General features: G+C 63.3%; 29 protein-coding genes and 1 tRNA gene. 14 read left to right on the forward strand and 16 right to left on the reverse strand.

The features are described from left to right. Window positions 1-25: 25 nt before the first annotated feature. The 5 genes from NKI85_RS20180 to NKI85_RS20200 form a co-directional block, all read right to left on the reverse strand. Complete coding sequence (locus NKI85_RS20180; protein WP_352777598.1) at window positions 26-1,111, reverse strand: ABC transporter ATP-binding protein; 1,086 nt, start codon at window positions 1,109-1,111, stop codon at window positions 26-28. Window positions 1,112-1,265: 154 nt separating this feature from the next. Continuing rightward, window positions 1,266-1,505: a DUF2188 domain-containing protein gene (locus tag NKI85_RS20185; RefSeq protein ID WP_023674770.1), complete on the reverse strand. Its 240-nt coding sequence runs from the start codon at window positions 1,503-1,505 to the stop codon at window positions 1,266-1,268. A 28-nt stretch (window positions 1,506-1,533) separates the two neighbouring features. Continuing rightward, on the reverse strand, window positions 1,534-1,827 hold the full coding sequence (locus NKI85_RS20190) for a DUF982 domain-containing protein (RefSeq protein WP_352467305.1): 294 nt from the start codon (window positions 1,825-1,827) through the stop codon (window positions 1,534-1,536). 59 nt (window positions 1,828-1,886) lie between these two features. Then, complete coding sequence (locus tag NKI85_RS20195; RefSeq protein ID WP_352526554.1) at window positions 1,887-2,204, reverse strand: SH3 domain-containing protein; 318 nt, start codon at window positions 2,202-2,204, stop codon at window positions 1,887-1,889. 125 nt (window positions 2,205-2,329) lie between these two features. After that, entirely contained in the window at window positions 2,330-3,436 is a 1,107-nt protein-coding gene (locus tag NKI85_RS20200; protein ID WP_352526553.1) for an NADH:flavin oxidoreductase/NADH oxidase, read from the reverse strand. Between the two features lie 153 nt (window positions 3,437-3,589). Between NKI85_RS20200 and NKI85_RS20205 the strand changes: the two genes are divergently transcribed. Then, window positions 3,590-4,168: an NUDIX domain-containing protein gene (locus NKI85_RS20205; RefSeq protein WP_352526551.1), complete on the forward strand. Its 579-nt coding sequence runs from the start codon at window positions 3,590-3,592 to the stop codon at window positions 4,166-4,168. Between the two features lie 65 nt (window positions 4,169-4,233). Here the strand turns inward: NKI85_RS20205 and NKI85_RS20210 are convergent. Continuing rightward, window positions 4,234-4,319, reverse strand: a tRNA-Leu gene (locus tag NKI85_RS20210). Between the two features lie 487 nt (window positions 4,320-4,806). Here NKI85_RS20210 and ade point away from each other — a divergent pair. After that, window positions 4,807-6,618, forward strand: coding sequence for an adenine deaminase (gene ade, locus NKI85_RS20215; RefSeq protein WP_352777602.1), 1,812 nt, complete (start codon window positions 4,807-4,809; stop codon window positions 6,616-6,618). An 18-nt stretch (window positions 6,619-6,636) separates the two neighbouring features. Here ade and NKI85_RS20220 read toward each other — a convergent pair whose 3' ends face one another. From NKI85_RS20220 to NKI85_RS20230, 3 genes are all read right to left on the reverse strand, one after another. Beyond that, window positions 6,637-7,800 carry an alpha/beta hydrolase gene (locus tag NKI85_RS20220; protein WP_352777604.1) on the reverse strand — a complete coding sequence of 388 codons (1,164 nt, stop codon included), beginning with the start codon at window positions 7,798-7,800 and terminating at the stop codon, window positions 6,637-6,639. Window positions 7,801-7,954: 154 nt separating this feature from the next. Next, window positions 7,955-9,028, reverse strand: a complete 1,074-nt coding sequence (locus NKI85_RS20225; protein WP_352526546.1) for an alpha/beta hydrolase — start codon at window positions 9,026-9,028, stop codon at window positions 7,955-7,957. 102 nt (window positions 9,029-9,130) lie between these two features. Further along, on the reverse strand, window positions 9,131-10,525 hold the full coding sequence (locus tag NKI85_RS20230) for a hypothetical protein (protein WP_352777606.1): 1,395 nt from the start codon (window positions 10,523-10,525) through the stop codon (window positions 9,131-9,133). A 128-nt stretch (window positions 10,526-10,653) separates the two neighbouring features. Here NKI85_RS20230 and ilvA point away from each other — a divergent pair, with 128 nt between their 5' ends. Beyond that, a complete protein-coding gene (gene ilvA, locus NKI85_RS20235) occupies window positions 10,654-11,910 on the forward strand; it encodes a threonine ammonia-lyase IlvA (RefSeq protein WP_352777608.1) in 1,257 nt (418 codons plus the stop codon). Then, window positions 11,907-12,479 carry a DUF1697 domain-containing protein gene (locus NKI85_RS20240; RefSeq protein WP_352777611.1) on the forward strand — a complete coding sequence of 191 codons (573 nt, stop codon included), beginning with the start codon at window positions 11,907-11,909 and terminating at the stop codon, window positions 12,477-12,479. The genes ilvA and NKI85_RS20240 overlap by 4 nt, the downstream gene beginning before the upstream one ends. A gap of 8 nt (window positions 12,480-12,487) precedes the next feature. On the opposite strand, the gene NKI85_RS20245 is transcribed toward NKI85_RS20240, so the two are convergent. After that, the gene (locus NKI85_RS20245; RefSeq protein ID WP_352526539.1) at window positions 12,488-12,781 is read right to left on the reverse strand and encodes a DUF2218 domain-containing protein; all 294 of its coding nucleotides are present in this window, start codon (window positions 12,779-12,781) and stop codon (window positions 12,488-12,490) included. Window positions 12,782-12,949: 168 nt separating this feature from the next. Next, window positions 12,950-13,390, reverse strand: a complete 441-nt coding sequence (gloA, locus tag NKI85_RS20250) for a lactoylglutathione lyase (protein WP_352777614.1) — start codon at window positions 13,388-13,390, stop codon at window positions 12,950-12,952. A 215-nt stretch (window positions 13,391-13,605) separates the two neighbouring features. Between gloA and NKI85_RS20255 the strand changes: the two genes are divergently transcribed. From NKI85_RS20255 to NKI85_RS20270, 4 genes are all read left to right on the forward strand, one after another. Continuing rightward, window positions 13,606-14,202 (forward strand): cold-shock protein, encoded by a 597-nt coding sequence (locus NKI85_RS20255; protein WP_502896009.1) that lies wholly within the window; start codon window positions 13,606-13,608, stop codon window positions 14,200-14,202. Window positions 14,203-14,221: 19 nt separating this feature from the next. Beyond that, the gene (locus NKI85_RS20260; protein ID WP_352526535.1) at window positions 14,222-14,785 is read left to right on the forward strand and encodes a DUF192 domain-containing protein; all 564 of its coding nucleotides are present in this window, start codon (window positions 14,222-14,224) and stop codon (window positions 14,783-14,785) included. 20 nt (window positions 14,786-14,805) lie between these two features. Further along, window positions 14,806-15,573, forward strand: coding sequence for an alpha/beta fold hydrolase (locus tag NKI85_RS20265; protein WP_352526533.1), 768 nt, complete (start codon window positions 14,806-14,808; stop codon window positions 15,571-15,573). A gap of 133 nt (window positions 15,574-15,706) precedes the next feature. Next, the gene (locus NKI85_RS20270) at window positions 15,707-16,078 is read left to right on the forward strand and encodes a hypothetical protein (protein ID WP_352777617.1); all 372 of its coding nucleotides are present in this window, start codon (window positions 15,707-15,709) and stop codon (window positions 16,076-16,078) included. A gap of 42 nt (window positions 16,079-16,120) precedes the next feature. On the opposite strand, the gene NKI85_RS20275 is transcribed toward NKI85_RS20270, so the two are convergent. Further along, window positions 16,121-16,744: an HD domain-containing protein gene (locus NKI85_RS20275; RefSeq protein ID WP_352777619.1), complete on the reverse strand. Its 624-nt coding sequence runs from the start codon at window positions 16,742-16,744 to the stop codon at window positions 16,121-16,123. 145 nt (window positions 16,745-16,889) lie between these two features. On the opposite strand from NKI85_RS20275, the gene cysE reads away from it, so the two are divergent. Further along, window positions 16,890-17,738: a serine O-acetyltransferase gene (cysE, locus tag NKI85_RS20280; protein ID WP_352526528.1), complete on the forward strand. Its 849-nt coding sequence runs from the start codon at window positions 16,890-16,892 to the stop codon at window positions 17,736-17,738. A gap of 333 nt (window positions 17,739-18,071) precedes the next feature. Further along, window positions 18,072-18,275: a DUF3126 family protein gene (locus tag NKI85_RS20285; RefSeq protein ID WP_023674799.1), complete on the forward strand. Its 204-nt coding sequence runs from the start codon at window positions 18,072-18,074 to the stop codon at window positions 18,273-18,275. A 72-nt stretch (window positions 18,276-18,347) separates the two neighbouring features. Here the strand turns inward: NKI85_RS20285 and NKI85_RS20290 are convergent, their stop codons facing one another. Beyond that, window positions 18,348-19,079: a hypothetical protein gene (locus NKI85_RS20290; protein ID WP_352777621.1), complete on the reverse strand. Its 732-nt coding sequence runs from the start codon at window positions 19,077-19,079 to the stop codon at window positions 18,348-18,350. A 126-nt stretch (window positions 19,080-19,205) separates the two neighbouring features. Between NKI85_RS20290 and NKI85_RS20295 the strand changes: the two genes are divergently transcribed. Both NKI85_RS20295 and NKI85_RS20300 read left to right on the forward strand, forming a co-directional pair. Beyond that, a complete protein-coding gene (locus NKI85_RS20295; protein WP_352526524.1) occupies window positions 19,206-19,550 on the forward strand; it encodes a DUF6949 family protein in 345 nt (114 codons plus the stop codon). A gap of 19 nt (window positions 19,551-19,569) precedes the next feature. Next, window positions 19,570-20,097 (forward strand): gamma carbonic anhydrase family protein, encoded by a 528-nt coding sequence (locus tag NKI85_RS20300; RefSeq protein WP_352526522.1) that lies wholly within the window; start codon window positions 19,570-19,572, stop codon window positions 20,095-20,097. A gap of 130 nt (window positions 20,098-20,227) precedes the next feature. Here NKI85_RS20300 and NKI85_RS20305 read toward each other — a convergent pair whose 3' ends face one another. The 3 genes from NKI85_RS20305 to NKI85_RS20315 all read right to left on the reverse strand — a co-directional run bounded on the left by NKI85_RS20305 (window position 20,228) and on the right by NKI85_RS20315 (window position 22,606). Then, a complete protein-coding gene (locus NKI85_RS20305) occupies window positions 20,228-20,833 on the reverse strand; it encodes a transglutaminase-like cysteine peptidase (RefSeq protein ID WP_352777625.1) in 606 nt (201 codons plus the stop codon). Window positions 20,834-21,233: 400 nt separating this feature from the next. Then, entirely contained in the window at window positions 21,234-21,851 is a 618-nt protein-coding gene (locus NKI85_RS20310) for a PilZ domain-containing protein (RefSeq protein WP_352526518.1), read from the reverse strand. A gap of 116 nt (window positions 21,852-21,967) precedes the next feature. Continuing rightward, window positions 21,968-22,606 (reverse strand): PAS domain-containing protein, encoded by a 639-nt coding sequence (locus NKI85_RS20315; RefSeq protein ID WP_352777627.1) that lies wholly within the window; start codon window positions 22,604-22,606, stop codon window positions 21,968-21,970. Between the two features lie 391 nt (window positions 22,607-22,997). Between NKI85_RS20315 and NKI85_RS20320 the strand changes: the two genes are divergently transcribed. Both NKI85_RS20320 and NKI85_RS20325 read left to right on the forward strand, forming a co-directional pair. Continuing rightward, window positions 22,998-23,768: a rhomboid family intramembrane serine protease gene (locus NKI85_RS20320; protein ID WP_352777629.1), complete on the forward strand. Its 771-nt coding sequence runs from the start codon at window positions 22,998-23,000 to the stop codon at window positions 23,766-23,768. 100 nt (window positions 23,769-23,868) lie between these two features. Next, window positions 23,869-24,300, forward strand: coding sequence for a CBS domain-containing protein (locus NKI85_RS20325; RefSeq protein WP_023717464.1), 432 nt, complete (start codon window positions 23,869-23,871; stop codon window positions 24,298-24,300). Window positions 24,301-24,346: the final 46 nt, after the last annotated feature.

Consider the following 24,346-nt stretch of genomic DNA (forward strand, 5'->3'; position numbering starts at 1 on the left):
TGCTTATTGTCCCTGCCGTGCAGTCCTACTGCTCGATGAGTGTTTCGAATCGCTGTCCGGTTTCGCCGTGAAAGAGATGGATGAGGCCAGGCTCGGCCGTAAGCCGGATGGTTTCGCCCGGCGTGAAGGAATGGCGTTCCCGGAAATTTGCGACGATCTCTTCGCCGCCGGCGGTGCGGCCGATGAGCTGCACTTCGGACCCTGTCGGCTCGACCACCGCGACGGTGACCGGAATGCCCTGATGGTCGGACAGCCGTAAATGCTCGGGCCGTATTCCCAGCACTACCGGCTCACCATTGCCGATGGAAAGTGCTGAGGCCAACGGGACTGAAATCCCTCCGGCGCCGCGAAAAAACGGCGAACCGTCGGTTGCGATCTCGCCCCTGAGCATATTCATGGCCGGCGAGCCGATGAAACTGGCGACAAAGAGGTTGTTCGGCCGGTCGTAGAGTTCGAGCGGCGGCCCGATCTGCTCGACGATGCCGTCATGCATGACGACGATCTTGTCGGCCATGGTCATCGCCTCGATCTGGTCGTGGGTGACGTACACCGTCGTCGTCTTCAGGCGCTGGTGCAGCTCCTTGATCTCGGCGCGCATCTGCACCCTGAGCTTGGCGTCGAGGTTGGACAACGGCTCGTCGAACAGGAAGACCTGCGGGTCGCGCACGATCGCCCGGCCCATGGCGACGCGCTGGCGCTGGCCGCCGGAAAGCTGGCGCGGATAGCGCGACAGCAGCGGCACCAGCCCGAGAATTTCGGCTGCGCGCTGCACGCCGGCATCGCTCTCTGTCTTGGAAACACCCTTGAGCATCAGCGAGAACGCCATGTTCTCGGCGACCGTCATATGCGGGTAGAGTGCATAGTTCTGGAAGACCATGGCGACGTCGCGTTCTTTTGGCGCAACGTTGTTGACGACACGTTTCCCAATCGCGATCTGGCCACGCGAGATCTTTTCCAGGCCGGCGATCATCCTGAGCAGGGTCGACTTTCCGCAACCCGAAGGCCCGACCAGCGTGACGAACTCGCCGTCGTCTATATCGACGCTGACCCCGTGCAGGACCTCGACGGTCCCAAATGATTTGTAGACATCGCCGATCGCGACAGACGCCATCGATTTCCTCCCGACTGATTCCTGCGACGACTTCGAAGGAAACCGCTTCCTGTCTGGACCGCGACCAAGCTCCTCCCTGGTCACGCGCGACGTAAAACGGTAGCGCTACCAAACCGGCCTGTAAAGCGACCCAAGTCTAATTGAAGACCTCGTCCTAATCCGAAACCTCGGTTTGCGGCCTGTCACGGCCATCGGCGAGCTCGTCGTGCCATTTGCCGTCGGCGTCCTCGTACTGGATGCCGTCGGTATTGCCGGCGACCTGCTGTTCGGCCGAAGCGATCTCGGCGGCGCGCAACGCGTCCTGATGGGTGGGGAACGTTTCGGAGAATGTCGAGCCGACCTTGTAGGCCCAGCCTCCGTCATGCTCGACGATCTTGTAGGTCAGTTTCGCCATGAAACCCTCCGGTTGAAAGCCCGTTGCCTCAATGCAGCCTATCGTCGGCCAGTCTGTCGTCTGGCAGCCTGTCGTCTGCGACCAGCACGTCCGATTCCCTGGCGGCTTCGATCAATGCCCGGCGCGCATCCGCCGTCGAACGATAACCTTCCAGCACTTTTAGGCAAGTGTCGAGGGCATCACGATGACGCGGCCCGCGATTGAGTGGCCAGACCGTCATCAGGCACTCCGCCGCCTCCTGGGCGCTGCGGATATGGCGATATTTGCCGACATGGCCGAGCTCGACCACGACAGGCTTTTCAAATGGCTTGCTGTCCATCATCGCCGCCAACGCGGAACGGCCGATTTGGTTGCAGCTATTTTAGCTCAGGCGAAAATAGCTCAATAGTCGCAATCGTTGCGCAGCCAGCGTGCGTTCGCCCAGCCGGTGCGGCCGCCGAAATCGACCTGGTACCAGTTTCCGCGGCGGTCGAAGATCTCGGTTTGGTCGCCGTTGAACAATTGCCCGATCATGCGCGACGACGAGTTCGGTCGCGCCCGAACGGCGAGAAAGCCGCTTCCCGTTGCCAGACTGTAGTGCCTGGAAAGACCGTGCACCGTACCTTCGCAATATTGCGCCCCGGCCGGCGTCGATGCGGCGAACGACAGCCCGGCCAAAACCGCGGCTACGACCGCAATGGAAGTCCCCCTGAACGACATGTCTCTGCTCCCCCGACCCGCCGCGCTCAGCCGCAGCCCTGGCCACTCTACACCGGCAGAGGATTAAAGCGAAGCTATGGTGCCCTATCCAGTGAGACGAACCCGCCGCCGTCGGTTCGCCGCCTTCATCCAGTGCTGCCCCGCATCCAATGCTGCATCGTCGTCACCGAGCGGGCAAGCTGCGGCGCCGGATGGATCTTCTCGCCGAAGGCGGCCGCGGCGCGCCAGCCCCAGCGCGGATCGGCAAGGAAGGCGCGCGCCAGCGCCACCATGTCGGCGCGCCCATCGGCGACGATCGCCTCGGCCTGTTTCGGATCGTCGATCAGGCCGACCGCCCGCGTCGCGATGCCGGTGGCCTTGCGCATCGCTTCGGCCAGATGCACCTGGTAGCCTGGGCCGGTCGGCAGCTTCTGCAACGGCGAGTTGCCGCCGCTCGAGCAGCAGAGATAGGCGACGCCGACCTCCTTCAGCGCTTTTGCCACTTCGATCGCATCCTCGACCTCGAAGCCGCCATCGACCCATTCCTTGATCGACAGACGCGCCCCCAGCATCAGCCTGGGCACCGCCTGCTTCACCGCCTTGGCGATCTCGACGGCGAAACGCATGCGGTTTTCCAGCGAGCCGCCCCACCGGTCGGTGCGCCGGTTGGAGAGCGGCGACAGGAACTGGAAGATCAGATAGCCATGCGCGGCATGCAGCTCGATGAAGTCGAAGCCGGCGCGCTCGGCCCGCCGTGCCGCTTCGGCGAAGCGTTCGATGATTTGCAGGATCTCGTCATCCTCCAGCGCCCGCGGCACTTGCCAGCCGGTGTCGTAGGCGATCGCCGAGGCCGACACGATCGGCCACGGATCCTGATCGGCGTGCAGCGGGCCGCCGCCCTCCCAAGGTTTGCGGTTGGAGGCCTTGCGGCCGGCATGGGCAAGCTGCGTACCGAATTTCGTGCCCGGCGCGGCGACGCGCTTGGCTGCATCCAGCGTGCGTCGCGCCGCCGCCTCGTTGTCCTCGGAATAGAGGCCGAGACAGCCATGCGAAATGCGGCCGCGCCGTTCGACGTCGGTCATCTCGACAGTGACCATGCCGGCGCCGGACATCGCCAGGTTCATCCAGTGATAGAGGTGCCAGTCGCTGGCCGAGCCGTCCTCGGCCGAATACTGGCACATCGGCGCGACGGCGATGCGGTTGGGGAAGGTGAGGCCGTCGAGGGTGATCGGCTGGAAAAGAGATGAGGTCATAAAAAACTCCGGAAAGGGTTGCCGCTATTTAGGCAGCCACTTGCAGATGCGCCAGACACGAGAGGGTGAACCGGCGCACTAGACCAATGGCTGGCCGGATTGCGTGAACCACCGTTCGCGGCTACGCCTTGCCGCGGCATCAGGGAGTCCACCATGGAAGATCGCATTCGCATCCGTTCTGAGGAAGTGCTTTCCGACGAATGGGCGGTCTTGAAAAAGACCGTCTTCGACTATCGCCGGCGCGACGGCAAATGGGAAACGCACACCCGTCAGACCTACGATCGCGGCGACGGCGCGGTGATCCTGCCTTTCGATCCCCAGCGCTCGACGGTGCTTCTGGTGCGGCAGTTCCGCTATCCGGCCTATGTCACCGGCCACGGCGAGCCACTGATCGAGGCCTGCGCCGGCCTGCTCGACGAAGACGATCCCGAAACCTGCATCCGCAAGGAGGCCGAGGAAGAACTCGGCTACCGGTTGAAGGACGTGCAGCGGCTGTTTTCGCCCTATATGAGCCCCGGCAGCGTGACCGAGCGGCTCTGGTTCTTCGTCGCCCGCTATTCGCCCGCCGACCGCGTTTCCGACGGCGGCGGCGCGCATGACGAAGGCGAGGACATCGAGGTTCTCGAAATGCCGCTCGACGAGGCGCTGGCCGGCATCCACAACGGCAGCATCATCGACGCCAAGACCATCATCCTGATCCAGCACCTGAAGCTGAACCCGATCGGGGGGTGAGGGTGGTGGAGTTGGGTTGAGCGTCCTGGGCTCCGAGAGGCGAAGGATATCAAACGAGACCAATCTGGTGCGGACGACGGGAATCGAACCCGTACGATCAGAGATCGAGGGATTTTAAGTCCCTTGCGTCTACCAATTCCGCCACGTCCGCAGGCCAGTCCTTTTCAGATGCCGGGCAGGGGCCGTCAAGCCGTCTTCTGCCGCCGCCGGTTCGCGGTCGAGAAAATCGGCCGGCGGATTGTTGTGCTCTGAACCGTCGCAGCGGCACTGGGCGCCGATGACGAAAATCGGCCGAAACAAAAAACCCGCCTCGGCGGCGGGTCGTCGGCGCGAATCAGCACCATACTGAAATTAGTAGCATAGCTGCCGGCACAAAGCAAGAACAAAATACCGAACGCAATCGTGTCAGGTTGGCGCTGCCCCTCCCTACCCTCTCCCCGTGAAGGACGGGGAGAGGGGGACGCCGGCGTTTGCGGCCGTTCTTTCTCCCCGTCACTATACGGGGAGAAGGTCCCGGCAGGAGGTTGAGGGGCAGCGCCAACGTCGATGATTGATCGCCTCCACCGCGCCGGTCTTGCGCTTCCTCACTGGTCAAAATCCTCGCGGCTTGGCACAGTCGGGCAAATTGGAGCCTGTTCATGCCGAAGACCGCCAATGCGACGAAACCAAAACCCTGGGCCGAGATGGCGACGCATCTGGTCGACGTCGCCATGGGCCGCAAACCCGCCGATCTCGTCATCCGCAACGGGCGTTGGGTCAACGTTCATTCGGGCGAGATCATCGCCGGCACCGACATCGCCATTGCCGGCGGCCGCTTCGCCTATTGCGGGCCGAATGCCGGCCATGCCATCGGCCAGGGCACCAAGGTGGTTGATGCCGGCGGCCGTTACCTGGTGCCGGGCCTTTGCGACGCGCATATGCATGTCGAGAGCGGCATGGTGACGGTGACGGAATTCTGCCGCGCGGTGATCCCGCATGGCACCACCTCGATGTTCATCGATCCGCATGAGATCGCCAATGTGCTCGGCCTGCCGGGTGTCCGGCTGATGCATGACGAGGCCGTCGCCATGCCGGTCAACGTGCATGTGCAGATGCCGTCCTGCGTGCCGTCAGCACCGGGGCTGGAGCATGCCGGCGCTGAACTGACGGTCGCCGACGTCGCCGAGGCAATGACCTGGGAAAACATCATCGGGCTCGGCGAGGTGATGAATTTTCCGGGCGTCGCCGCCAATGATCCGGTGATGTCGGGCGAGATCGCCGCGACGGTGAGGGCCGGCAAGACCGTCGGCGGGCATTATGCCTCGCGCGATCTCGGCCTGCCGTTCCACGGCTATGTCGCAGGCGGCCCCGAGGACGATCACGAAGGCACGCGCGCCGAGGATGCCATCGCCCGCGTCCGCCAGGGCATGAAGGCAATGCTGCGGCTGGGCTCGGCCTGGTATGACGTCGCCTCGCAGATCAAGGCGGTGACGGAGAGCGGGCTCGACCCGCGCAACTTCATCCTGTGCACCGACGATAGCCATTCCGGCACGCTGGTGCACGAAGGCCATATGGACCGGGTCGTCCGCCATGCCATCAGCCAGGGCTTGAAGCCGGTGACGGCGATCCAGATGGCGACGCTCAACACCGCCCAGCATTTCCGGCTGGAGCGCGAGATCGGCTCGATCGCGCCGGGACGGCTCGCCGATCTGCTGATCGTCTCCGACCTGGCCGAAATGACCATCGACGAAGTCTATGCCCGCGGCGTCAGGCTGGCCAAGGGCGGCAAGCTCGAAATCGACATTCCGGCCTATGACTATCCGCGGACGGCGAAGAACACCGTCAAGCTCGGCAAGAAGCTCAAACCTGCGGATTTCGATATCGCGGCACCCAAGGGCGCCAACGAGGTGCGGGTACGCGTCATCGGCGTCATCGAGAACCAGGCCCCGACGCGGGCGCTGGAGGCCGATCTTGCGGTCGAGGACGGGCTGGTCGCCATGGACCGCCGCAACGATGTCTGCCAGATCGCGCTGGTCGAGCGCCACAAGGGCACGGGCGGCGTCACCAACGCCTTCGTCTCCGGCTTCGGCTATATCGGCGACTGCGCCATGGCGTCGAGCGTGGCCCACGATGCCCACCACATCATCGTCGTCGGCACCAACAAGCAGGACATGGCTCTGGCTGTGAACCGGCTGGGCGAGGTCGGCGGCGGCGTCGTCCTGTTCTCCAAGGGCAAGGAACTGGCGCTGGTCGAAATGCCGATCGCCGGGCTGATGTCAAACGAGCGGGCGGAAATCGTCGCCGCCAAGGCGGACCAACTCAGCGACGCCATGCGCCAGATGGGCTGCTCGCTGAACAACGCCTATATGCAGCACTCGCTGCTGGCGCTGGTCGTCATCCCCGAGCTCAGGATTTCCGATGTCGGCCTGATCGACGTGACGACGTTCCAGAAGGTCGATTTGTTCGTCTGAACGCGGCCGGGGCGCGGCTCACCCGCCGGTGGCGATGGTCAGCACCTTGAACGGCGTGGTGATGACGATCTCGGCAACCGAGCCGACGGCCTTGCCGAGGCCCTGGCCGAGATTGTCGAGCTGGGCCGGCGCGGTCTCTTCGGAGGCCAGGCCGGCCGGGGCACGCAGGCGGTCGCCGAGCAGCAGCACCAGGAACGGGTTGTCGGCGAATTTGGCGTGGTTCAGCCGGTCGCCGCCCTTGGTCTTGGTCAGGTCGACCACCGAGACGCCATAGCTGGCGAGGTCGGCCGCGTCGCCATAGTCGCCGACGCGTGGCTTGTCGCCGGAGATCAGGGTCGAGAGCCTGAGCGCCCGGTCGTCGCCCGAAAGCAGCACGGCGAACGGCTTGTCGGGCTTGCCGTAGCGGATCATCTGCTTCTTGAACACATCGACGTCGATGTCGGGCGAGGCCAGGATGACATAGCCGAGCTTGCCGCCGAGGTCGCGGTCGCCGGTAATGGCAAGCTGGCGCAACGCTTCCATCGTCACCCAGGTCCCCATCGAATGGGCAATGATATCGATGCTCTTGGCGCGGGTCTTGGCGAGCATGCGCAGCGTCGCTTCGAGATCGTCGCGCGCCGCATTGGCGCTTTCCTTGTCGTAGATGTAGCCGGTTGTCTTGCCGCTCGACGCCCACGAAAACAGCACCGGCGTGCCGGGGTATTTCGTGTCGTGCGCGATCTGTGTCAGGCGGTAGATGCCGTCGTCAAAGCCGTTGTTGAAGCCGTGCACGAAAACCAGCGCCCGGTCGCCGCGCATGGCGATGTCGGCGCCGACCGCCTTGGCGAATTGCGGCGCCCCTTCGTAGAAGGTGACGCCGGTCGCCGTGAAATCCTTCGCCGGATTGCTGTTGGCGGAGCCCTTGACCCGCTCGATGGCGCCGACCTGATGGATCTTCGGCACCGTCACCTCGACGCTGGCAAAGCTGGTCGTGGGCGAACGGTCACCGTCGAACACCTGCCGGGGCTCTTTCGTTGCCTTCTGCCGGGTGGTGGCGACGAAGATCTTATGCGTGGCCGCGATGTCGGAAGCAGGCACCGTGATCGTCGTCTTGTTGAGCAAATCATGCGTGTTCTGGCCGGCGCAGCCTGCCACCGCGAGCGCGAACGCAACGACGAGAAAGATCTTCGAACGCACGATCACGCGGGCTCCCGCAAGGGCGACGTCGAGCCGAAGACGTCTTGGACTATTCCGATAGAGGCAGAGGCCGGCACGGTCCAGTTCAAACTATTCCGATGGTGCGGCAATCGTGAACAGAATCGCGAGCTGGCGGAAGGTAGCTGTCGGCGGACGATAGCTATTGTCCGACCGAGGCGATGCGGTCGGTCACTTCGCGGTCGCTGGCAAACCCGTCATCCTCGCGCAGCTTCTGGCCGATCAACTGCACCAATTCCGGATTGTCGGCGAATTTGGTGTGGTTGAAGCGGTCGGCTCCCTTGACGCTGGAGAGGTCGACGACCGACACGCCATAGCTGGCCAGGTCGGCGGCGTCCTTGTAGTCGCCGACCCGCGGCCGCGCGCCGGCGATCAGGCCGGAGAGCCGCAGCGCCCGGTCGTCGTCGGACAGAAGCAGGATGAACGGCTTGTCCGGCTTGCCGTAGCGGCGCATCTGGCTCTTGAACACGTCGACGTCGATATCGGGCGAGGCCAGCACCACGTCGCCGAGCTTGCCGCCGAGATCGCGGTCGCCGGTGATGGCAAGCTGGCGCAGCGCCTCCATGGTCACCCAGGTCCCCAGCGAATGGGCGACGATGTCGATGCGCCGCGCGCCGGTCTGCGCCAGCATTCTCAGCGTCACTTCCAGCTGGTCGCGGGCAACGCTGGCGCTTTCCTTGTCGTAGACATAGTCGGTGGTCTTGGCGCCCGAGGCCCAGGAAAACAGCACCGGAGTGCCCGGATAGCCGGAATCATGGGTGATCTGGGTGACGCGGTAGACAGCGTCGTCGAAGCCGGTGTTGTAGCCGTGGACGAAGACCATGACGCGGCCGCCGCGCGCCGCGATGTCGGCACTGAGCGCGCTGGAGAATTTCGGCTGGGTGTCGTAGCCGACGACCTCGGAAGCCATGAAGTATTTGGCCGGATCGTCCGACTTGCCGCGCGAGCGCCGCTCGATCTGGCCTGTCTTGTGGATGCCGGGGACGGTGACGTTGACGCGGGCATAGTTCAGCGTCGCCGAGCGCTCGCCGTCGAAGACCTTGTTGGGATCGTCGGAGCGCTTGCGCGTGGTGGCGATGAATATCGAGTGGTTGCCGGCGATTTCCGTCACCGGCGCAGCCATCATGGCGCTGCCGAGCAGTTCCTCGGTTTGACGGCCGCCGCAGCCGGCGAGCAGCCCGGCAATGAGAATGATGCAAATCGTCTTCAAAAACACTTAAGAAATTCCACTCCGGCCTAACCAAAGGCCCATCACCTCCGCCGCACCTCCCGGACAGGCGAAGTGCGGCGGAAGTAAGTCGCGGACGCCGAAATGCGCTCAGCGCCTCTCGACTGCCATCGCACTGTTGCGCGAAAGCCAGAACGGCGGCAGGAAGGCCGGGATGTTGGAAAACGGCAGCACTTCCGGCTTCAGCCTTATGCCGAGCACGTCGGTCATGAAGGCGCGGCGCGCCTCGATGCGGCGCCAGGTTTCGGGATAGCGCGCGGCGATCTCTTCGCGCAGTTCCTCGTCGGCCAGCGCGATGCCGTCCTCGATGTTGGTGGTGAAATAATCGGTGCCGGTCGCCGGGATGATGTCGACCTGCAAGGCCATGCCCGACTTCAATCTGATGTCGGAGCCGGAAAATACCGGCGAATGCATCCATTCGTCGATATGGACGAGATGGCCGGGATTGAGCGAGACGCCGAAGAAGGGATCGCCTATGCGGTTGTGCACCGCCTTCCACAACGCGCCGCCGGGAACGCTGATGCCGACCGTTTCGTACCAGTCGACGACGGCGCAGAAATACGGCGCGACCAGTTTTTCGACATAGTCCTGGATGCCCTTCGGAAGCTCGGCCGCATCCTCGACCAGAAAGCCGGCGCGGGCGTTGAGCGAACCTTGGATGCCGTATGCCATGGTGATCGGGTCGCCGCGCTTGATGATGTCGAGGCGCGGGCTCGGCAGGCCATAGGCTGCGCGCCTGCCGGCCGACAGCATCGAGTGACAGCATTGCGGCAGGCCGTTGATGCCCATCAGCCGCGCCGCCTGCAATTCGGTCATGCCGGGTTCGATGCCTTGCAGGACGTTGCGCAGGCCTTGCGAGGAATAGGTCGCGGCGAATTCGAACGCCGCCAGTTGGTCGGCCTCATTGATGGCGCGCAGGCCGTCGGCGGGGTTCATCAAAAGGTTCGCCGCGTTGACGACCGTGCCCCTATCGCCGGCAAGGGTACGCAGCGTGTCGGCGATGAAGGACGGCAGGTCGAGCGTCGTTTCCCCAAAGCCGGCATCGCCGGGGCCGAACGGTTTCCAGCCGATGGCGCCGATACGCTGGCCGGCCTTCAGGCCGCAATCGGCAAGGATGTCGGCCAGCGCTTGCGAGCGGTCGCGCGGCTGCGCCGGCAGCGAGAACGTCTGGTAGAGCACGCGCTCGTAAGGCCCGTCGCAGATCTCGGCATAGCCCCAGCCCTCATTGCCGACCAGCAGTTTCGGCGGCTTGCCGGGAACGATGATGAGCAGCGTCTCCTCGAAGCGCGGGTCGTAGCCGCAGAGGTAGGCGACATTGGCGGCATGTTCGCGGTCGCCATAGACGACGAAGGCATCGAACCCGCCACGTGCGACCAGCGCCGCGATACGGGCCTCGTAGGCGGCGCGGGGCACCAGCGGCATCACCGTCGGCTCGCCGAACTCCGGCAGCGACACGGTTTTCCGGGCAACCGATGCGACAGGCATGAGCAAACGCCCCCAAATGCTTACGTTGATTCCGGAAATGCCCCTTCGGGGCGGCCGGACAATGGCTTCGCGAGGCCGGATATGCAATAGCGGGACCGAACTCGCATAGCTTTTGGGGTGCTCTTGCCATGACCAGTTTCTCCTCTCGCGTCGCTGCTGCCGCCGCGGCGATCCGCGAGATCTTTCCGGAAACGCCACTGCAGGAAAACGACTATCTGTCGAAGAAGACCGGCGCGCGGGTGCTGCTGAAGCGCGAGGACCTGACGCCGGTGCGCTCCTACAAGATCCGCGGGGCCTTCAACTTCTTCCGCAAGACGCTCGCCGCCGGCAACAATGCCGAGCTGTTCGTCTGCGCCTCGGCCGGCAACCATGCGCAGGGCTTTGCCTTCGTCTGCCGCCATTTCGGCAAAAAGGGCGTCGTCTTCATGCCGGTGACGACGCCGCAGCAGAAGATCGACAAGACGCGGCTGTTCGGCGGCGCCTTCGTCGAGATCAGGCTGGTCGGCGATTTTTTCGACGACTGCTACCGCGCCGCACTCGAATTCACCGAAACTGCCGGCGCCCACATGGTCCCGCCGTTCGACCATAAGGACATCATCGAAGGGCAAGCGACCGTCGCCTACGAGATATCAGGCCAGATGCCCGGCGCGCGCATGCCCGACATCGTCATGCTGCCGGTCGGCGGCGGTGGCCTGGCCGCCGGCGTCACCCATTATTTCGCCGACCAGCACCGCGAAACACGCTTCGTCTTTTGCGAGCCGGCCGGCGCCCCGAGCCTGAGCGAGAGTCTCGCCGCCGGAAAACGGATCAAGCTCGCCAAGGTCGACAATTTCGTCGACGGCGCGGCGGTGGCCGAGATCGGCCGCGAGCCGCTGCGCCACCTCAGGGAGTTTGCCGCCGACGCGGTGCGGCTGATCCCGGAAAACCGGCTCTGCGCGACCATGATCGAAATGCTCAATGTCGAGGGCGTCGTGCTCGAGCCGGCCGGCGCGCTGGCGATCGATGCGCTGAAGGATTTTTCCAAAAAGGAAATCAGGGGCAAGACCATCGTCGCCGTGGTGTCCGGCGGCAATTTCGATTTCGAGCGGCTGCCGGACGTGAAGGAGCGGGCGCTGCGCTTCGAGGGCTTGAAGAAATACTTCATCATCCGCTTTCCGCAGCGGCCCGGCGCGTTACGCGATTTCCTCGAATTGCTTGGCCCCGACGACGACATCGCCCGCTTCGAATATCTGAAGAAATCGGCGCGCAATTTTGGATCGGTGCTGATCGGCATCGAAACCAAGGACCGCCGCAATTTCGACCTGCTCAAGGCGAATTTCGACGCCGAGAGCGTCCACTATCAGGACATCACCGATAACGAGACGCTCGCTGGGTTCATCATATGAGCAGCAACGATCTTCTGACCACCGAGGGAAAGATCTTTGTCGCGCTGTTTTCCGGCATCAATGTCGGCGGCAATCGCATCGTCAAGATGGCGGAACTCAGGTCATTCTTCGAGCGGCTCGGCTTCTCCGATATCGCCACCTATGTGCAGAGCGGCAACGCCGTCTTCCGGTCGCCAAACGGCGATGCAGTCATGCTGACCAGCCAGTTGGAAGCGGAATTCGAGAAGAAATGGGGATTCCACTCGCGCATCATGGTGCGCGATCTCGGCTGGCTCGAGCGGCTGGCGGCGGAGAACCCCTATCCGGAAATGGCCGGCGAGCCGACCAAGCTGCACGCCTATGCGCTGGAGCGCGAGCCGACCGCCGAAGAGGTCGCCCGGCTGGCGGAAAAATGCACCGGGCCCGAACGCTTCGAGATCAAGGGTGACGTGTTTTATCTGCATGCGCCCGACGGGCTCGGCAAATCGGTCTTTGCCAATCTCATCCCGCGCGTTTTGAAGGTGCCCGGCACCGCGCGCAATTGGCGCACCGTGCTGATGCTGCTGGAGATGGCCAAGGCAGGCGGTTGACAGGTCGTCTACGCAGCCGGAGCGCGTTTCCAGTCGAATGTCAGCTCCTCGCGGAAGGCGAAGCGCTTGATGTGGTCGGCGACGACCGTCTCCAGGCGCTCAAGCGAACCGGCCTCGTCGGTCGTCACCGCGATGTGCAGCGCTGCCGGGTCGGCATCGAGAACCGTGCGGCCGAGCGTGAGATCGATGGTGCCGTGGTTCGGGTCGAACTCGACGGGAAACTTGTGCGCCCAATGCTTGCACAGCTGCTGCAAATAGCGGCTGGCATGTTCGGTGGCGACGTCGACATGGCTGGTCGGCATGAATGAATTCTCCTGGAGCCCATTGTGGACTTGGCGAGCGCCTATTGCATGATGTTGCGCCAGCCTTCGCGGGCAGGCGCAACGCCGGTTAGATAGGCGCCTGCCGCGAAAACCAAAAGCTGCGGGACATATCCGCCTGACGACGTCGGCTCAAGATGGCGTGATCGGCTACCAGCTTCCGGTGTTCTGCATCGACGCCCATGGTTCGGCCTTGGACTTGGCCGGGCCTTTCTGCAAAAGCTCGATCGAGATGCCGTCCGGCGATTTGACGAACGCCATGTTGCCGTCGCGCGGCGGCCGGTTGATGGTGACGCCATTGTCCATCAGCCGCTGGCAGGTGGCGTAGATGTCGTCGACCTCATAGGCGAGATGGCCGAAATTGCGGCCGCCCTTGTAGTCTTCCGGGTCCCAATTGAAGGTGAGCTCGACCAGCGGCGCCTTTTCGGAGATGCCGCTCTGCTCGTCTTCGGGCGCGGCAAGGAAGATCAGCGTGTAGCGGCCTTGCTCGTTTTCGTGGCGGCGCACTTCCTTCAGGCCAAGCTTGTTGCAGTAGAAATCGAGCGAGGCATCGATGTCGGCGACGCGGACCATGGTGTGCAGATAGCGCATGGGATTTCCTCCGATGTTGCGTTGCGGCGCAACATAGGGGCGGCCCGGACAAAGGGCAATTGGTCCCGCTTGCTGGCGCCGGCAAACGACAAATCCGCTATTCCTGTATGCAACCGTGAAAAAAGGCACGTCAGGTCTTGCACACACCGGAAGCCGCGGTGTTAATCTGATACCAAGAATCAGTTGCAGTGTTTCTTGAAAAAGGGGGCGTTCTTATGGGGGAAAAGGCCTCTTTCATGGGGCGGGACGGGGCCGGTAACGATGCGTTGAAGCGGGATGAGAGCGCCGATACGGCCGATCTCGTCGAAATTGCCGGCGCCATCAAATGGTTCGACGTGGCCAAGGGCTACGGTTTCATCCTTCCCGATGATGGTTCTTCGGGCGATATCCTCCTCCATGTGACATGCCTTCGAAAGGACGGTTTTCAGACCGCGCTGGAAGGCGCCCGCGTCGTCTGCCTAGTCAAACAGGGCGAGCGTGGGCTGCAGGCTTTCCGCGTGCTCTCGATGGATGTCACCACTGCGATCCATCCGGCAGAGTTGCAGGAGCAGCGCACCCACGTCGCGGTGACGCCGGAAAGCGGCCTCGAACGGGCGCTGGTGAAATGGTTCAACCGCACCAAGGGGTTCGGCTTTCTGACCCGGGGCGAGGGCACCGAGGACATTTTCGTCCACATGGAGACGCTGCGCCGCTACGGCATCACCGAGCTCCGGCCGGGCCAGGTGGTGCTGGTCCGCTTCGGACGCGGCGACAAAGGCCTTATGGCTGCCGAAATTCACCCCGATATGGGTACCTTGCCGGTCTCGCATTAGTTCCGGCCGAGGATTTCATATGGCTCACAGGAACCGGCTGACGGCGGGCGCGCTCTGCGCCGGGATTTTCCTCATCGTCGCCGCAAGCGCCTTCTTCTATTTCCAGCAACCGAGTTCGGCCGACGGCAAGGCGATGATCCTTCCCGTCGACCCGGCGCCACTGGTCGCGGTGACGAAGGCCGGCGAGCGCTCTTTTTCGGTCGAAATCGCCGATACGCCCGCCGAGCGCGAAGCCGGCCTGATGTTCCGGCGGCACATGGCCGACAATCACGGCATGCTGTTCGTGTTCGGCGCGCCGCAAGATGTGAGTTTCTGGATGAGGAACACGCCGATGCCGCTCGACCTGATCTTTGTCGGCCAGGACGGCCGGATCCGGGCGATCAAGCAAGGCGAGCCGCAGTCGGAGGCGATCATCTCGCCGGACGAACCGGTGCGCTTCGTGCTCGAGCTCAGGGCAGGCACCGCCGCCAAAAAGGGCATTAAGGACGGCGATCTGCTGCGCCATCCCGCCATCGGCACGGCGCCGGGTCCTGCCATGCCGCCGCCCGACAAGGGCGATGCGCCGAGTGTCGATTCCGACTGAACGGGCAGGATCTTCGGCCGATGCAGTTCTTCTCCCATGACGGTTTCGACCTTGCTTTCCTCGATCGCCAGCCGGCATCGGGGCAGGGCGATCCGGTGCTGATGATCCACGGCTTTGCCTCGAGCCATTACGTCAACTGGGTGTCGCCCGGTTGGTTCAAGACGCTGAACGACGCCGGCTACCGCGCCATCGCCTTCGACAATCGCGGCCATGGCTCTTCCTCGAAAAGTTATGACGAAGCAGACTACACGCCGGCCAGGATGGCATCCGACGGGGCAGCGCTTTTGAACCATCTCGGCATCGAACGCGCCCATGTCATGGGTTATTCGATGGGTGCGCGGATATCGGCGTTCCTGGCGCTCTCCGATCCGGACAAGGTGGCGACGCTGGTCTTCGGCGGTCTCGGCATCGGCATGGTCGACGGCGTCGGCGACTGGGATCCGATAGCCGACGCACTTCTGGCCGAAGATCCGGCAGGCGCTACCGATCCGCGCGGCCGCTCGTTCCGTGCCTTCGCCGATCAGACCCGCAGCGATCGCCGGGCGCTCGCTGCCTGCATCGCCACCTCCCGCGAATTGCTGAGCGAGGCCGACCTTGCCCGCATTGCCCAGCCGACGCTGATCGCCGTCGGCACCAAGGACGACATCGGCGGCTCGCCGGATGAGCTCGCCGCCTTGATGCCGAACGCCAGGGCGTTTCACATCGAAGGTCGCGACCACATGCTGGCGGTCGGCGACAAGACGTTCAAGCAGCGTGTGCTGGAGTTTTATGCCGAGCATCCGCTCTGATGGATGGCTCCCCAAGAGCGGCCATCGGGCCTGAAGCTGGGGTCCTTAGCGGTTTTGCAACGATACAGGAGTAAATAAGCGCGCGTGTGGATCGGTTCAAAACCGCCACGCTGAACGAAGGGTAGGGGGTACGATGGCACAATGGGGAAGAAGCGACGCCGCTTTGCCGGGCGTTGTTGCGAAAAGCACGTTCGGCAAACGATCCGTTATTCTAGCGCTGGCCGCATTGGCGGTAGGGGCGATTGCGATCACCGCATTGATAGCAATGCCGAGCGACGCGTCCCCACTGCTCCAGAACAGTGCGACAGGCTTCTTCGCCGCGGTATTTTTTCTGGCCGGGCCATTGGCACATCTTACCGGCGTGGTTTTCGGGTTGATGGCGCTCGGTCGTTCGAACGACAGTCGTGTGCTCGGTCTGGCTGGCATCGTGGTCAACGGCGCGTCGCTTGCGGCCGGGGTGTTCATGCTGTGGGGAATGGCATCGACCATCGGCGCGTTTACCTGATTTCGGGCAACTCTCCGGCAGGCAAGCGAGCGACGCGTCGGGCTACGATCCGCCCGGGCTGTGCCCAAGCGCCTTGAGCGAGCGCGCCATGTTTTGCCGGGCCTGGGTTTCGAATCGCCGGCGGAATTCCTCGCTGTGGAAGATATGCGGGCGGGCGAGGAAGCCCTTTAGGACAGCAGCACGGCCGGCGCGCCACATCGGCGCCTCGACCCAGCCATATTCCCGGCGGACCGCCTGTTCATAGGCGTCGAACACGTCAGGCACAGCACCCAGGATCGCCAGGTCCATGTCGAGGAACAGCGCGGCGTCACGGACAAAATGTTCGTCGCCGGGGCTTTGCAGGCTGGGCAATTCGTGGCCGGCGGTGGCAGCGATCATCGCCGCGATGCGGCCGAGGCGCTGTGCGTCGGCGCGGCCGGCGAGCTTTTTCTCGGCAAGTGCGGCACTCCTCGCCTCGTTGTCCCTGGCGCGGCTGTCATAGATCGCGTCGTGGAACCAGATCGCCGCTTCGACCGCTTCAGGATCGTGCAGCAACGCCTTGTAATCGTTGGCCAGCGCCAGCATCGCCTCGATGTGGCCAAGGCTGTGATAGTGGCGATCCTCGGCCTTGTAGAGCGCCGAAAGCTCGCGCTTCAGCTTCTCGTCCATCAAGGCTGCGTTTTCCATGGCTGCTTGAAATTCCGCGAACCAAATCCATTTGACGAAGCACTAAGGAAAATTGAGTTCACCCGTGCTATGATCTGGCTTATAGGAGCGGCCGGAGAATAGGCAAGCCGCCAAGCCGGAGACATTAGATGGCCGGAGACATCAGATGAATAGCGTTACGATTTCCCGTCCCACCATGGTGCAGCCGGTAGATCCGATCTGGCGTTCGATCCGCGACGAAGCGATGGAAGCGGTCAACCGCGATCCGCTGCTGGCAGCGTTCCTCTATTCGACCATCCTCAATCAGGAAAACCTGGAAGAAGCGGTCATTCACCGGCTGGCCGAGCGCCTCGCCCACCAGGACATAGGCTCCGACCTCATCCGCCAGACCTTCAAGGCGATGGCGGCCGACGACGAGGACTGGTCGACGACGGTGCGCGTCGATATCCAGGCCTATTACGACCGCGATCCGGCCTGCGACCGCTTCATCATGCCGGTGCTCTATTTCAAGGGTTTTCATGCCATCCAGACGCACCGGCTGGCGCATTGGCTGTGGAACCAGGGCCGCCAGGATTTCGCGCTCTATTTGCAGAGCCGGTCGTCCTCGGTGTTCCAGACCGACATCAATCCGGCCGCCCGCATCGGCAAGGGCATCTTCCTCGACCACGCCACCGGCCTCGTCGTCGGCCAGACGGCGGTGATCGAGGACGACGTGTCGATCCTGCACGGCGTGACGCTGGGCGGCACCGGCAAGGCCGGCGGCGACCGTCATCCTAAGATCCGCTACGGGGTGCTGATCGGCGCCGGCGCCAAGATCCTCGGCAACATCGAGATCGGTCATTGCTCGAAGATCGCGGCCGGCTCGGTGGTGCTATCGCCGGTGCCGCACAACAAGACGGTTGCCGGCGTGCCGGCCCGCGTCGTCGGCGAGACCGGCTGCGACCAGCCCTCGCGGCAGATGGATCAGCTGTTGCCGTCGCAGACGATGGACCACGTCGTCAGCTTCGACATCTGAGTGCTCGAGCAGGGGCTTGTCGCGTCGGACCAACTATCGATGTCGGCGCCGCTCCTCATCTGCCTGCCGGCATCTTCTCCCCGTATAGTGACGGGGAGAAGGGGCTGACTGCAGCCTCGGCACTGTTTCTATAACGCTGGAGATTGGCGAAATTCTTTGCGAAGGCGTCCTTCTCCCCGTCACTATACGGGGAGAAGTGCCCGGCAGGGCGATGAGGGGCAGCGCAAACGTGAGGCGATTGCCCGTGTTCTCTCGCCGGCTTGCCTTTACATGGCCATTGTCGACGTGCCAGAAGCGCGCTCAAACGAAGAAGCCGACGATCGGAGAAGACTGTTGAAGCCGGACGAAATCAGAAAGTTGGACGCCTATTTCAAGCGCACCTTCCAGAACCCCAAACTCGAAGTGAAGGCGCGGCCGCGCAAGGAAGATTCGGCCGAGGTCTATGTCGGCGACGAGTTCCTCGGCATCGTCTTCAAGGACGAGGACGACGGCGATTATAATTTCTCGATGGCGATCCTCGACATCGATCTGGCCTGAGCCGGAATTGCGGCTGGCGCCGGCGGGACAGTGGGGCGCGAAGGATCACAACGTAACGGCCCGTTTCGTTGCCTACCGCCCCGTCTTCAGGACACGCGCTGCCTCGCCCAAAATCGCTGCGTCGAGCGCCTGCCACTCGCCCAGGAATTCCCGGGGAAAGCGGTAAGTGAGGCTGAGATTATCGCCGACCAGGATGTCGCGTTCGCAGGGCGCCAGCGATTCGTCCGCGCTCGGGCCGCTCAGGCAGCGGGCAACGAACGGATCCTTGCCGGGGCGGTTGGCGACCGCCAGCACTTCGTTGAGATAGCCTGATTTGTCGCTGAACGTATAGAGCAGCGTCCCGCCAGGGCCGGGCGTGCCGGGCTGGGCGATCAGCGCGCTGTAGATCGGCGCGAAGCGGCCGCTCATGTCGCGCGACATCATTTGCGGCTCGAACGACAGGAACACGATGTCCTTGCTGGCTCCGGTGTGGTTGAAGTCGTCACGGGCGGCCTCGCTGTAGCCGTCCATCTCGGGATAGCGCACATAGAGATCGAGCCGCGAGGCGATGCCGTCGCGCCGCGCCTGGGCAAAGCGGATGACATTGGCCGGCACGGCGACGACGTTGTTGCCGATGACGACCTCGTGGACCGTGGTGTCGTCGGTGTACCCGGCCATGGCGATCGAGCGGCCGAACCATTTGCCGCCGAGGCTGATTGCCACCGACAGCAGCGCCAGCGTCGCGAATGCATAAAACACCCGCTTCATCAGCGTCGAATCGACGACGCTGGGCTGCGGGCCCTCTGTGGCGACTGCCTGCTTCATCGCGATCCTCGTTTGCCGTCGCCGTTCCATCGGGTGTGCCTGAGCGGCACATCTCGGCGCGGCACGGCTCTTGCTACGCAGCTTTTGCAGGCGACTGTGCGATTTCATGGTAAACGGAGGGTAAAGATGGGCCTGGTCGAACAAATCATATTCAGTTTTATGGCTGGGCTGACGGCTTGCGGCCTGGCCGGATCGGCGATGGAGCTGATCGCCGGCCGCAGACTTGCCTTCGTCCAACCCTATGTGTCGTCGAAGCACATGCTGCGCTCGCTCGCCGCGACTGCTTGCGCCGGGCCGCTGATGTTTGCCAACGAGGCGCTGGACGCCTGGCGCGAGCGTCGCATTTCGGTGCTGGGTCTGGTCTCCTGCGGCTGCACCGCCACCATCTGGGCGCTGGCGCTGGGGATGGTGGTGATCCCCATTGCCTCATGGGCGGCTTCGCTTCTAGGGTCTGGCGGCTTGTCGGTGTGAGAACGATCTGGAGACAGCGATGCCGATCTACGCGATTGACGGGAAAGCGCCGGCTTTCGAGGACGCCGACAGCAACTGGATCGCGCCCGACGCCACGCTGATCGGCGATGTGCGGGTCGGCCGCAATGCCGGCTTCTGGTTCGGCGTCGTCGTCCGCGGCGACAACGAGCCGATCGTCATCGGCGCCGACAGCAATGTGCAGGAACACACAATCATGCACACCGATCCCGGCTTTGCCCTGACCATCGGCCAAGGCTGCACGATCGGCCACCGCGCCTTGCTGCATGGCTGCACGATCGGCGACAACAGCCTGATCGGCATGGGCGCCATCGTGCTGAACGGCGCCAGGATCGGCAACAATTCGCTGGTCGGCGCCGGCGCGCTGGTCACCGAAGGCAAGGAATTCCCCGACAATTCGCTGATCGTCGGCTCACCCGCGCGCGTGGTCAGGACGCTGGACGACGCCGCTATCGCCAGGCTGCGCGCCTCGGCCGCGCACTACGTCGCCAACGGCAAGCGGTTCAAGGCGGGGCTGAAAAAGGTCTAGTTTCAACGCGGGATTGCCTGGTGGCGCTTGCCTAGAAATGGTGGAGCCGGCCCGGGGACGGGGCCGGCTCCTAAACCCGGTCGTTGGGGACGGGGAGGGTGGGGACTCGACCGGGTTTTGCGTCGCGTCCTCAGCGGACGCTGGCGACCGCGTCGGAGCGGCCGTCGTTGATCGTTACCCAAGCGCCGGAATTCCGCTCGGACTGGCGTTTCAGGTAGGTGTAGTCGGTATTGGTCCAGGACAGCACCTTAGGCTGGAGATTGTCGAGGATGAACTCGCCAAGGCTGGTGCGCACGGTCAGCACCGCATGGCCGTCGCCGTTGCGCTGGCGGACAACCGTCATCAGCAGATCGCCGGCCGGAATGCCGATGCTCATCAACTCGCGGCGCTTTTCCAGCGCATAATCCTCGCAGTCGCCGACGCCGTTGGGAAACGACCAGACTTCTTCCTTGCCCCACATTTCCATGTCGGTGCGCGGCGCGACCTTGCTGTTGACCGAATTGTTGATCTTGACGATCGTCGCCCACAGCTTGCGGGTGAGTTCGACCGGTGCCCGGTTCGGCGTCCTCTGATTGCATTCCTGCGGAAGCTGCTGGCACAATTCGTAGTGACCGACCGGCTGTGTGGTGCGCCCGCCGGTGTGCATGAAGGCCGGCTCCACCGCATTTGCACTCCCCCAGCCGAAAAGCTGCATCGCTATTGCCACCAGCAACAGCTTGCCCCTCGTCTTTTTCATTATTCAGTCTCCCGTTTGAGGAGACAATGACACGGCTGGATTTATTTGACGCAAAAGCGCGAAGTAGACATTAAGTAAAACGCCAATAGAACACGCATAAAATTTGAATCAATCAAGTATAAGATTGTTCATGTTTTTAGGCGACCCCTTCAAGCGCTTCGCCGGCCCTGTTCGAGCATACGTTGGCGGGACAGCGCCCCCCTTGTGTCCTGCCGGACATCTCCCCCACAAGGGGGGAGATTGGCCTTCATCTCGGCTTTCGCCAATCTTCAGCGTCGCAGGAGAGAGCGGGGCGCCGAAGCTGCCGATCTCCCCCCTCGTGGGGGAGATGTCCGGCAGGACACAAGGGGGCGCGAAGGATCGCCAGCCTCTCTTCTCGGATGGCGCTGGCGCTTCTACGTCAGCCGCGCGGTGAGCTGAATTCGGTGTCGAGCGTTTCCGGCCGCTGGATGACGGCGAACTCGATGGCGACGCCATCTTCGAAATGGCGCACCACCTGGCCGCGCATGGTGCCCAGCGTGACCTGGACGCCGATCGCCGGCTTGACGTCGATCTCGATCGCGGCGCCCGACAGCGACAGGTCGATGATGCGGCACTGGTACTGCCGTCCGTCGGCAAGCTGCAGCACGCTGGTCGGGTTGCGCGGCGCCACGCGTTCATGGCGGCGGTCTTCCGGCAGGTCGAGCTCGTGCTTGTTGGCAAGCCAGGTCAGTTGCGCGGCGAGCTTGTCCCTCTTGCGGTCCGACGCGATGATGGTCATTGCAAAGCCATCCTGCGAGGTGCGGGTGATGACGCCTTCGATGCGGCCGATGTGATCGATATACGCAATGACCTTTTCGCCCGGCAGGCCGACGCGCTCGGTGCGAAGCGCGACGTTGCCGGGCGACATGTCGACGACCTGGCACGGATGTTCGGTGCGGTCCTCCAGCATGAAACGTCCGTAAATTTTCACACGGACGCGCTGAAAGTTACGCCTTTCAGCTTGGGACGGTGCATGGTCGACCGCCGCTGACCTCATCACTGCCATACCCCGTTCGGCATTCCGCGCTTGGATGCGGGGAATTTCAGCGGAAAACTACAACAAAGCAGGTTAACAAAGGGGAAAGCCCGGCACTGTTGCTTTAAGCTTTGGGATCATTCCTCGCGTCCGCCGTCGAAGACGACCAAGTGACGGATGCGGCGGGCCTGGCCGAGCGCCGAAATCGTCTCGGGCGGGTCGAATTCCGACGGGGCGAGCGAGGGAACCTCTATCGCCGGCCGGTTCTTCACGAACATCGGTTCCTTGTCGGGATCGACGACACGGATCGAATCGATCAACGCGTCGAGAACCGGGTCGGCACCCAGCCAGAAGGGCTTTTCGACGGCACTTATAACGCCGAGGCAACGCGGGCTCTCGACACCGCCGTCGAGCGGCAGCGCGAGCAGCTCGAACCTGTTGGAACGGCCGTTGCGGCTGAAACCCTCATAGGTGATGAGCACCACCGATTTCAGGTCGAAGACGCCATCGGTCAGCCGTGAGATTAGCCGCTGGTCCTTCTCGCGCCACAGTGACGGGAACGAAAACCCCTTGAGTTCGCGGCCATAGACCGCGCAGAGCCTGGTGCCCGCGAGCCGGAACACCGCTTCGCCGCGCGTGTCCTTTTCCAGGATGAACGTGTCGGCCAGCAGCGACTTGATATCGGCCGGTTCGACTTCCGAGCGCTTCGGGGCAGGGCGTCCGTCACGCAACCGGTTCCAATAATGGAACAGCGTGATCGATCCGTTCTGGTTCATGCTATGCTGCTCCGCGCATTCTGTCTTCTGATGTCCCATCGGTGAACAGAAGGGCGCCCTCCGATGACCTACATGCGTTGCGGAGCAGGATGCGTGCCAGCATCGTTAATACTTGTTCACGGGTCGGGGCGGTTAAGGTTAACAAGTGGTTTACGTTGCGCGCCGGCCAGGCCTGTGGCACACCAAAACCACTCCAGAAGCGGTCGTTTTGCGACGATCGGCAGCACTTCAGTCAAGAGTTCAGGGGGAGCAAGGGGGCTCGACCAGCCGTTCAAGGGAAACCTTGGACGGCTTCTTTTTTGATTCGGGCTGCCTGATTCGCCGTTTGTGATTCGGTTGGCCGTGATCTACATGCTCGCGAAGTCCAATCCAGCGACTGAGTGCAAGCCATATGAGCGACCCAGAAAGCCCACCGGAGATCGAGCAGGGCGAGAGCGGGCCTGCCGCCCGCGAACCGGAGCAGCGCCGCGAACCGGTGTTCAACCTGCCTCCCGTTGTGCTGGCGGTGATCGGCATCTGCGTCGCCGTCCATCTGATCCGGGTCTATTGGCTGACCGAAGACCAGGACTTTGAACTGCTGATACGGGCAGCCTTTGTGCCGATCCGCTATTCAGGCCGCTTCGACCTGGATTTCTTCGCGTTTTCAAGCCCCTTTACCTATGCCTTCCTGCATGGCGGCTTTGCCCATCTTGCCGTCAACATGGTGTGGCTCGCGGCCTTCGGCTCACCGCTGGCCAACCGCTTCGGCGCGTTGCGCTTCAGCCTGTTCTTCGCCGCGACCGGATTGGCGGCGGTGGCACTGTTCTGGGCCATGCATCCGCTTGGCGAGGCGCCGCTGGTCGGCGCTTCCGGCGCGATTTCCGGCATGATGGGTGCGGCGGCGCGCTACGGCTTCCGCATCGACCGCTCGTCGGGCAAGGCCGCCTTCGCCGGCCAGCCTTTGCCGATGGAGGCGGTGCTGCGCTCGCGCGGCGTCGTCACCTTTCTCGCCATGTGGATGGTGATCAACCTGGCGACCGGCCTCTTCGGCTTGGCGCCCGGCATCGACGGCCAGATCGCCTGGGAAGCCCATATTGGCGGCTTTCTTGCCGGCTTCTTCGGCCTGCGGTTTTTTGACCGGCGAGAGCAGGCGCCCCAACAGGCGGACGAGCCGGACACCTGAGACCTCCGCACTTGAAATGAAACCGATCGCGGCGCACCATGTTCATACTAGGGAAAGCCGGCCAGGGCAGGAGCCGGCAGGAAATACAGAGGAGGACGCCATGACTGTTAAGGCAATTCTCGAGGCAAAAGGCCACGACGTGGTGACGCTCGGGCCGAACGAAAAGCTCAGCGAAGCCATTCGCATGCTCTCCGAACACAGGATCGGCGCGTTGGTCATCACCAACGGCGATCACAAGATCGTCGGCATTCTTTCCGAGCGCGATGTGGTGCGGGTGCTCGCCAAGGAAGGGGCGGCGGCGCTCGACCTTGCCATCCGCTCGGCGATGACGCCTAAGGTGAAGATCTGCAACGAGAACCACACCGTCAACGAGGTCATGGAGATCATGACCAAGGGCCGCTTCCGCCATCTGCCGGTGGAAAAGAACGGGCTGCTCGACGGCATCGTGTCGATCGGCGACGTAGTCAAGCGGCGCATCGAGGATGTCGAGCGCGAGGCCGAGGAGATCAGGGCCTATATCGCCACGGCATAGCGCACGGCGTCCTTTGCGCGTCCAAAAGGACGGGCGGCGCCGTAGA

Source organism: Mesorhizobium sp. M0571, from assembly GCF_040320985.1.
GTDB lineage: Bacteria > Pseudomonadota > Alphaproteobacteria > Rhizobiales > Rhizobiaceae > Mesorhizobium.